A 9544-nucleotide genomic window follows, 5' to 3' on the forward strand; every position below is an offset into this window, starting at 1 on the left:
GTACAGAAATACTCAGCAACAAACTAGCCAGCAACAAAATACTCAGTACAGAAACACTCAGTACCAAAACGCTCAGCAACCCAATACTCAGTACCAAAACACTCAGTACCAAAACGCTCAGCAACCCAATACTCAGTACCAAAACACTCAGTACAGAAATACTCAGTATCCAAACACCCAGCAGCAAAACACTCAGCCACCACCAGCCACCCCAAAAGAACCCCGCTACTCTTCTGAACCCTCTTCAGGGAAATATCCTGGAAATTATGCGGGAAACTATGGGGGAAACCCTGCAGGGCCCTATTCAGAGGCCTCCCGCTACCAATCGCAGCCCCCGCCATCTCAGTCTTACCGCCAAGCGGGGCCCCAAGCTCCCGATTTGAGCGGTTCCAACTTCAAAGGAGCTTCCTTAAAAGAAAAGGATTTTTCAGGGAGAAACTTGAGCAATGCAAACCTGAGTGAAGCCGACTTAAGTGATGCTTTTCTACACAACGTCAATCTCACAGGCGCGAATTTGCACCAAGCTAACTTGTTCAGGGCTAATTTGTTAGGAGCTTGTTTGATCAATGCCAACTTGAGAGAAACCAACTTAATCGGAGCCGATTTGAGCGGTGCTGACTTGAGCGGTGCTGACTTGACAGGAGCGAAAATTGGTTACGGCGATCGAGTTATGGTCAAACTTACCCGGACTACATTAACAGGTACAATCTTACCCGACGGTACTGTTCATAGCTAAATTATTTAGTTTTTAGTCAGTGGTTGTTGTAGACGGGGGTTTTACCCGCAATATTTCCTGCAATTCCAAATACAAAAAAATCCGCCCTTTGCGAATTTGGGATTAAAACTTATATTCTGTCCGCTAGAACAACCGCAATAAAATTGGTTCGTAGTGAGGCGGTTCGTCGTCAGAATTCTATGAGGACTTGCATTCCTCGCTGCGTACCCATAATGCTTAAATTACTTGACATGATATTACGCGATCGCGATCGCACAAACCGAGTTTTTTTACCCTTTTATTGAACTGCAACGAGGTTTGTTCGTTCATCAAACCCCCTTTCTGTCTCCAACACGGCTAATCGAGATTCATATTACATCAACCGCAAAAATGGTTCCTGTTCACTTTTTTCCTTCTTCCTTCTTCCTTCTTCCTTCTTCCTTCTTCCTTCTTCCTTCTTCCTTCTTCCTTCAACATCCCTTATTAATTACTTCCACCACGGCGATGGCGTAACTTTCGTCCAGCAGCCAGCATAGCGCCTCCCGCCATCAAACCGCCCACAGTCATCGGTTCGGGAACCGGCTCAGGTTGAACCGTCCCCACAGAACCGCCTTTAATAAATACAGCAGAATCTAAATAGCCATCGCCCACATCTTTAATGCGAATGCTGAGAACATTCATCTGATTTTGCTTGAGCAAACCCTCAAAACCTAAAACTTTAGTAAAACCGTCGAGCTTAACGATGTTAGCAGCAATACCTGTCCAACTTGGGTTGTCAATATAGTCTGGGTGATCTGTAGAGCGATTATTTGGATCGGGAACAAGATTATTAATCGTAACTGTTTTCCCGTCGCTCAATTTGGCCAAATTAGTGCCGTTCAGCAGCAGTTCAAAATCGTCATTATATTCTTCATAAGCGCCGAACTCAGGAAATTCCTCAGAAGCAAATACATATTGAAAGAATAACTTTTTAACAGTGCTATTAGCAAAAAAGCTGAGGTTTAACTGAGTCGTATCCCCCTGTTCACCCTTAGCACCAAAATCCGTGCTTAAATCGCTGTCATTTGTCGTGAAGTTATCTTTCCGATTCTGACCCGGTATATCGGTGACTCTACCAGTGCTCAGAACAACACCTGATGTCAAACCGAAGGGGTCATTAGTGAAAGTACCAAAAGCAGCAGAATTACCCGTAATTGAAACAGAAAAATTACTCAAGCCGACTGTATTAGCTCCCAATAAATTATTTTTCAAAGTCTCAGTGTTATTCGTTGCCCCTACCGAAAATGCCATGGCTGGCGCTGCCAACAAACTCAGAGCAGTAGTTAATGTAGCTGTTAAGGCAGCATTTTTGTGAGTAATTATCATAAATTTTTCCTAAAAGATACAAACCTGATTCTCTGCACACCTTAATTTTTACATTATATAACTATTAATGTCTAGTAGCTTTACAATAACTTTACATATAAGTAGATTTACGCTTTGTGTGGTTATTTTTTTTTGTAGTTATTGGCAGTTTGTCAGCCTATAAACCTCAGCGCAAAAATACGGAGGCAAAAATACAAGTACACAGACTAATAATTTTATCCCTTACGCACTGGCAACCCAAAAAACCTGGTTTTGATACCGTTGGGACTCTCCAAAATGACTCATGACTAATAGCTAAGGACTCATGACTCATGAAAGATGACTAATAGCTAAGGACTCATGACTCATGAAAGATGACCTCGCCCAAAAAAACCATACAAGCCCCCGATTCCTGTCGTAGAGAGATCAAAATTTTTGACCCTAGTTCAATATCCCAGATTGATCTCTGGAGTAAATCTAAAATCCTTCGACTGAGTGCGACTCGACGGCGCGTCGAAGTCTAAAATCTCTAATCGACTGACTGTTGACTAAAATCCCCTTGCTTCTCCTTCGCCGCGCCGATCGGCAGCCCCTTCCAACCAACCATCCGCAGTCAGGACGATCGCATTGGCATTGCCCCAGCCATCACCTTCGACAATCTGGTGTCCCCGCCGCCGCAACTCCGAAAGCGTCGCAGCCTCAAAACCTCCCCGTTCCACCATCAGGCGATCGGGCAGCCACTGATGGTGAATCCTCGGTGCGGATACAGCCTCACCAACATTCATGTCGTAAACCAACACATTCAGCACAATTTGCAACACCGTAGTAATAATCGTGCTGCCTCCGGGAGCCCCCGCAGCGAGGCGAAATTTGCCATTTTCTGTCACGATGACCGGCGTCATGCTGGATAAAGGAGTTTTCCCAGGGGCGATCGAATTTGCTTCCCCGCCCACCAAACCAGACGACAAATTGGGCACTCCCGGCGCCGCTGCAAAATCATCCATCTCGTTGTTGAGCAAAATTCCCGTACCCGCAGCCACGACTCCAGCCCCAAAACCCCCATTCACCGTAAACGTTAAGCTTACTACGTTGCGCTCTTTGTCAACTACCGTCAGGTGGGTAGTTTCGGGAGACTCCCACAGCAGACGGTTCAAAGTTTCAGCGTCAACAGCCTTTACCTCGCTAGAGGGTCTGGCTTTTGACATTTGGATTTGCGATCGTCTCAATTTGCCATAATTGCTGCTAGTCAAAGCTTTGACTGGTACATTCACAAAATCCGGGTCGCCCAAATACTCAGCCCTGTCAGCATAAGCAATCCTCATGCTCTCCGCCAGTAAATGTAGCGTATCTGGACTTTGCCTCCCCAACCTCTTGAGATCCGAATCTCCCAGAATATTTAAGATTTGCAACAAATGAACGCCCCCGGAAGAAGGAGGGGACATCGCGCAAATTTCGTAAGTGCGAAAGTTGCCGCAAACCGGATTTCGCCAAACCGGCGTATAGTTTTTCAAATCTTCCAGAGTGATAAGGCCGTCGTTTTTAGCCATATCGGCGGCGATCGCCCGCGCAATGTCCCCGGTATAAAAACTCTGCGGATTTGAGAGAGTGTGGAGTGGCGGTAAGTTTATTGTTGTGGGTGTTACGGATGACTTGAGAACCGGAGTCCGCTCAAAGTTTACAGTCAATAAAAAACCGCCCCTTTTTTAGGGGCGGTCGGTAGGTAGTGGGGTTAGACTTCTACTATCTTGACTTCTTCACTTACTCCTAGGTAGTGCCTAAGAATCACATCAACACTGTTACCGCAGGAAGTCGCAATGTGTAGTAAAGCGTTGTTGTTGTGTGAGTTAGCGTGAGCTGTAAGGGTAATGTAAGTGTGCCGGGTATGGTAAGGGGAGAGGTAGCTAGAGATTTTACCTTCATCAACTAACTGAGTTACGATGCCAGGATAGACATACTTTATCTCTGTACCATCATCTAAAATTCTTTTCTCTTTCTTGCCGAGCCAGTTCTCGCCGACGGAACCCAAAGAAATGAACTTTCCTTTTTTATTAGAAAAAACTAAGCTACTTAAACTTTCACTTTTTAGCTTTAGCAATAGCTCTCTCAGTCGAGAATTCTCACTAAAGTAAAATAGCCTTGTTTCGCCCGTTTTGGTATCCTTAACTTTTTTGGTAGACGAACCTAGTGACTTGCTAAATCGGATCAAATTTCGATCAAAGTCGATATCTCTCCAAGTAAGAGGTAATGCTTCAGAAGTCCTGCATCCAGTCAAAAACAAGAATTCAATCAACGGCGCATAAAAAGCTTTCGCTTTCGATTTAGACTCATAAAATGCCTTGATGATGGTATCTCGTTCTTCCTTTGTGAAAGCGCGTATATCATCCTCTAGAGCTTTCTCGTCTAACACTTCGTGCCACTCTTTTTCTTCCCCGTTAACTATTTTAGAAGCGTACTTTTCTTGGGTTGTAACAGTCGGCGTACTGAATTTCTCCAAAACAAATGGATTCTCAGTAGTTTGGTTAACTATCATATTCTTTGTTTTGGAGAAATCAAAACCCTTGCTTAATTCAGACAAAAAATACGTTTTTTTTGATGATTTGATTTTAGACAACAAAATTCTCAAATTTTGCTTGTCATCCAATCGGATTAAATCAATGCTTAACCCTGACTCGGTAAATGTTTTAGTTTGATTGTTCCAAATTTTACCGTAAATCAAATTTGAGAATTGTGTCTCATATCTGACTTTAAATGTCGTTTCCTCAACTACAGTTTTTTTCCACTCCAAGTAAGCTTCCCACATCTCCCCTACTGTGATTTCAGGTTCGGGTTGTTTAGCGCCTGGTAACTGAAATACCTCAGCCAACTTGGCATATTTGGCTCTACCGATACCGTACTTAGCAAGGGTAGGGTCAAATAGTTTTTCCCATTCAGGGTGATCGAGGTCGGCTTCAAGCGCGATCGCTAATTGGGTAGCTCGCTTCCAGTCATCAGGATTATCTCTGTAGCCGTACTTACCTATCCCCAGTGTCTTAATACCTTTAGAGGGGTACTTGCCATCCAGTTGTTCCCAGAGGGGTGCATGGCGCTTAGGGAAGCGCAAAGCTAAGGAGTCCTTGTCGGAATATACGGTTACATCACAAGGTTGGGGACGCTTATCGGCTCTCACGGTGTTTTACTCCAAAGTATTGGTTTTTCAAGGTTCTGGCTTTTCTAGACTATTTCTAGATTTTTGCACTTGCCTTCATTTTTACAAGTAGCCGCCTACAGTTGGCGGCTACTTTCTAGAACAGTATAGCACGTTTGCGTCAGATTTTGTGCAATCTGCCGCAAAGTCTGCGCCAAATCCCGCTGCACCAAAAGCTCACCCGGCTGGTATAAAATGCCACCACGAGTAAAAACCTCCCGGGCCGCCCGGTTTTTTTTGAGCACATCCTGTCGTTGCCCGGTAGCCGCGGTAAACCGCGAACTTACCGGAAAGCCTTTTTCAGCCAGGGCGATCGCCGGCGCCACCACAGCAGCCCAAGGCAACTTACCATACTCGCGGTGCACCGTATAAAGTCCAGCAACAGTACCCGGAATACCCGCCGCCAAATGCCCGTCCCGACTTGCCCTTGGGCGCACCTTCCCTTGCTTGTCGAGGTACATATCCCGCGCCGCCCGTTTCGGAGCTCGTTCCCGGAAATCCAGCGCTTGCACAGTCCCCGTTTCGGCCCGCCGCAGGAGCAAAAAACCCCCGCCGCCGATACCCGCCGAAAAAGGCTCCACCACCGAAATCGCCAAAGCAGTAGCAGCCGCCGCATCCACTGCATTGCCTCCCTGTTGCAGCAGGGCCAGCCCCGCAGCGCTCGCCAGAGGGTGAGCGGAAACTGCCATCCCCTGTTTGCTGCGCTGCTGCTGCAAGGTTGGCTGTAGCTGTTGCTGGCAGCCGCCCAACACCAAGACTGTTAGGCAACAAGTATAAATTCGTACTTTACTCAATAAAGTTGGCAACATTTTTTACGAGTGAGGCGAGGGTTTTTTATCAGAAGATTGGGTTTTAAACCCCGTCCTTTTACGACGGCTTTTTTCATTTTCCAGTAAAGTAACACATCCATCCAAACAAATGAATATGGTACAATAAGCCCGGTAAGCTCATCTAATTTGGTAGAGAACCCATTTGACATCTTGGAGGGTGCGAGTCGATCGCCCGTTGTCTGTGGATCGCCATAAATATCTCAAATGGGTTCACAAGAACCGCTATTGACAGGATGCTCCTTGATATCTTGCCCTTAAAGTCAATCGATTTTAGATTTTAGATTTTAGAATTGACTTGCGCGAGATAAATGCTCTTTCTTGAGGATTTTCGATTTTCGATTTTGGATTGATTCCACGGATAAATCCAGGGGCTTGATACCACCTTTGAAATTCTGGTCAAGTACAATTTATAGAACCAATTTGGGCTCTTTTCCCTCATCAAGTTATAATAAGGATCTGCGATCGCGGAGGGTGACAAGGGAGCATCTCAATGAAAGCAGACTAGCTAGAAATTAGAGTTTTGAGGCCATCTTGCTGCGGGGCAGGAGGAAAGAGTCAGAAGGAAGGAGGCAGAAGAAGTGTTTTTACAAATATTAAGATGTTCCCGAAAGATCGGATGAGTAGTACGAATACTCAACCCCTGCGCTTTAAGATTGATGGCTAACCAACTTGAAAATATCAGTGAGTTGCTTTTCGGTTTTCACTGCCGAGATAAACCAGTTCAATCCTTCAGGTAACGTCAGCAATTGCTCCAATCAGCTTAGTTGATTTTTCCGAAAATTAATTCACCCTGATTAGCAAGGGGGATACGAGGAGGATCTCGCCCGGAATAAACAGTTTTAACCCAAGCGTATTGAGTTAAAACCGACTCAAAACTCAAACAGAAAATAAAATAAAATATCCTCATCAGCCCTCATAGCGAGGAATTGCGCTTTCAGACAGGGATTTTTAACCCCAGGCGACCTCAACCGCAGTTGCCAATGATGATTCCGCAAACCGAACCTCCACAGACGGATAACACCCTAATGGAAGCATTAACATCGCCGTTACGTTTCGTTACGATAAGGAGACAGAGAGAAAAACCTCTCCTTCGTAAAATCAGAGGTAGCCATTATGAACGGTACATTTCGCGTCGGCAACCTGTTTGGGATTCCCTTCTTTGTCAACGCATCTTGGTTTTTAGTTCTGGGTTTAGTAACCTGGCAGTACGGCGGCGCATTAGCTGCCCTGTTTCCCGCATTGGGCCCCGTAGCGCCCTGGATGCTGGGATTATTCACAGCGTTACTGTTATTTGCTTCCGTCTTAGCCCACGAATTAGGACACAGTTGGGTAGCCATTAAACAGGGAATCGGCGTGAAATCGATTTCGCTATTTCTGTTTGGCGGACTGGCTAATTTAGAAAGAGAATCAAAAACCCCAGCCGAAGCATTTTGGGTAGCCATTGCAGGCCCGTTGGTTAGCTTATTTTTATCCGGTTTGTTAACAGCAATAGGCATCGGTGCTGGTCTTACAGGCCCCGCAGCAGCCATCGTGGGACTTTTAGCTTCCATCAACTTAGTTCTAGCCTTATTTAACTTAATTCCCGGTTTGCCCCTCGACGGCGGCAACATCCTCAAAGCAATTGTCTGGAAAATTACCGGCAACCCTTACAAAGGTGTAATTTTTGCTAGCCGCGTCGGTCAAATAATTGGTTGGATTGCCATTGCTACAGGCGTATTCGGCAATATTTGGAATCTAGTAATCGGTTGGTTCTTACTGCAAAATGCCGGTCAATCTGCCCAATATGCTACAGTCCAAAATCAACTGGCAGGATTGACAGCCGCAGATGCTGTTACCCCCGAAAGTCCGATCGTCTCCCAAGACTTGTCCCTCAGAGAATTTGCCAACAACTACGTTATCGGTAGCGCTCAAACCTGGCGCAGGTTCCTGGCAACAGATGATGCCGGACAATTGGTAGGGGCGATCGACCTTGATGACCTCAAAACCATTCCTACCGGAACTTGGCCCCAAGTTTTAGTCAAAGAACTCCTGAAGCCGATCGAATTTTCCACCACCGTCAAACCAGAATTATCCCTCCTCGAAGTCGTCACCCTCCTAGAACAACTCAAAGTACAAGAACTCCCCGTCATTCGGGAAAACGGTGTCCTGGTAGGACTTGTAGAAAAAGCTGAAATTGCCCGCCTGCTACAAAGACGAGCCGAAGCGAACCCTGCTTGATATCCTCAGATACTTGACAAATAACATTTAACCCCCTCGATTTCCCCTTACCAAAAGGGCGATCGGGGGGGTTAACTCTAGCTTCACAAAAGTCAAGTCAAACACTAAATTAGGAATGAGAATTAAATAACTTACACTCTAGAAAGTGGGGAGTAGGGGCCCTAGCGTCGGGCCCGCCCTTTTTGGACGGGCTTTCAGGCCCATCCCACCATAACAATTAAAATTTTAAGTTATTTAATTCGCGAGCCTTATTAAGAGCAAATCAAGCATGATAACTATATAGTGTATTGAGCATCTGAGCGAGGACTTAGGCCATCTCAGGACTATTGTCGCAGCAGCTAAAATAACTGTTCGGGAAGCATCTCGGCAGAGATGCTAGCTACAGCAACTTTATAGGTAAGGTGAGCTTCGGCGCACCCGAAAGCTCAGCAACCTACAGCTCTATTTCAGCAATCAAATCTAGGATTTTTTGATAATCAAAATTATATAGATGATTCATCAGAACTTCCGCAAAAACATCATTATCGCTGCGTATTTGCTCAATTATTATAGCAATCAAGTCGAAGTCAGCCTGACGGACTGCCTGTTTTAGATTGCTCGTCCATTCTGGAGAAAGTTTCGGGATCGAGTCAAGCGTAAATATTGCATCACTATCAGATATTTTTTCTGTTACCATACTTGAACTCTCCGCTAAATCATTGACTTCAAGATATTTATTGATAACTTCAACAGGGGCGGGGGCGGTAACAACTTGAATGTCAAACTTGAAGATTGTGCCGCGCCCAACTTCGCTCTCGACGGTAATCTCGCCGCCCATTAATTTTATGAATTCGCGGCTGATATTTAATCCTAATCCCGTACCTTTTTGAACTTTTTTTGCCGATGAACTTTGCACGAACAATTCAAATATGCTCTCTAATTCTTCGGGGTAAATGCCCAATCCTGTATCCGCAATCTCAAAGTAAATAACAACCGTTTTTTTAGTGTCTTTAATTTTGTTTAACATTTCGCCTTCTGTCGGCTTAGTTATTCCTTCTTGATAGTGCCGTACTGTGAGTGAAACTGAACCATTTTCCGTAAATTTAACCGCATTATCTAATAGATTAATCAGCACTTGTCGCAACTTAATATCATCACCTTCCACGTATTGAGGAACATCTGATGAGCAGTCAATAATTAGGGTTTGCTGAATAATCGATCGCCCGCAAAGAACAAGTGCGATCGATATCCTCTAGCTCCATTTAAGATGAGTTT

Annotated in this window: 7 protein-coding genes; 2 read left to right on the top strand and 5 right to left on the bottom strand. The window is 45.1% G+C overall.

The window, feature by feature from the left end; all coding sequences use genetic code 11:
- Positions 1-736 (top strand): pentapeptide repeat-containing protein (locus QUA50_RS23465; RefSeq protein WP_333267436.1); only part of this gene is annotated, 736 nt, incomplete at its 5' end.
- Between the two features lie 462 nt (positions 737-1198).
- On the opposite strand, the gene QUA50_RS23470 is transcribed toward QUA50_RS23465, so the two are convergent.
- The 4 genes from QUA50_RS23470 to QUA50_RS23485 all read right to left on the bottom strand — a co-directional run bounded on the left by QUA50_RS23470 (position 1199) and on the right by QUA50_RS23485 (position 6052).
- Positions 1199-2080 carry a choice-of-anchor L family PEP-CTERM protein gene (locus QUA50_RS23470; protein WP_333267434.1) on the bottom strand — a complete coding sequence of 294 codons (882 nt, stop codon included), beginning with the start codon at positions 2078-2080 and terminating at the stop codon, positions 1199-1201.
- 527 nt (positions 2081-2607) lie between these two features.
- On the bottom strand, positions 2608-3744 hold the full coding sequence (ggt, locus tag QUA50_RS23475; RefSeq protein ID WP_333267432.1) for a gamma-glutamyltransferase: 1137 nt from the start codon (positions 3742-3744) through the stop codon (positions 2608-2610).
- A 44-nt stretch (positions 3745-3788) separates the two neighbouring features.
- The gene (locus QUA50_RS23480) at positions 3789-5225 is read right to left on the bottom strand and encodes a site-specific integrase (protein WP_333267430.1); all 1437 of its coding nucleotides are present in this window, start codon (positions 5223-5225) and stop codon (positions 3789-3791) included.
- 95 nt (positions 5226-5320) lie between these two features.
- Complete coding sequence (locus QUA50_RS23485; RefSeq protein ID WP_333267429.1) at positions 5321-6052, bottom strand: gamma-glutamyltransferase; 732 nt, start codon at positions 6050-6052, stop codon at positions 5321-5323.
- Positions 6053-7186: 1134 nt separating this feature from the next.
- On the opposite strand from QUA50_RS23485, the gene QUA50_RS23490 reads away from it, so the two are divergent.
- The gene (locus QUA50_RS23490) at positions 7187-8290 is read left to right on the top strand and encodes a site-2 protease family protein (RefSeq protein WP_333267427.1); all 1104 of its coding nucleotides are present in this window, start codon (positions 7187-7189) and stop codon (positions 8288-8290) included.
- 433 nt (positions 8291-8723) lie between these two features.
- Here QUA50_RS23490 and QUA50_RS23495 read toward each other — a convergent pair whose 3' ends face one another.
- Positions 8724-9434, bottom strand: a complete 711-nt coding sequence (locus QUA50_RS23495; RefSeq protein ID WP_333267425.1) for an ATP-binding protein — start codon at positions 9432-9434, stop codon at positions 8724-8726.
- Positions 9435-9544 lie beyond the last annotated feature (110 nt).

The sequence above is a fragment of the Microcoleus sp. M2_D5 genome (assembly GCF_036701935.1).
In the GTDB taxonomy this organism is placed as follows: domain Bacteria; phylum Cyanobacteriota; class Cyanobacteriia; order Cyanobacteriales; family Microcoleaceae; genus Microcoleus.

What these genes read in the sequence shown, in the direction of transcription:
- QUA50_RS23470 (WP_333267434.1), bottom strand. Translation starts at nt 2,080, where the DNA reads ATGATAATTACTCACAAAAATGCTGCCTTAACAGCTACATTAACTACT.
- QUA50_RS23485 (WP_333267429.1), bottom strand. Translation starts at nt 6,052, where the DNA reads ATGTTGCCAACTTTATTGAGTAAAGTACGAATTTATACTTGTTGCCTA.
- QUA50_RS23490 (WP_333267427.1), top strand. Translation starts at nt 7,187, where the DNA reads ATGAACGGTACATTTCGCGTCGGCAACCTGTTTGGGATTCCCTTCTTT.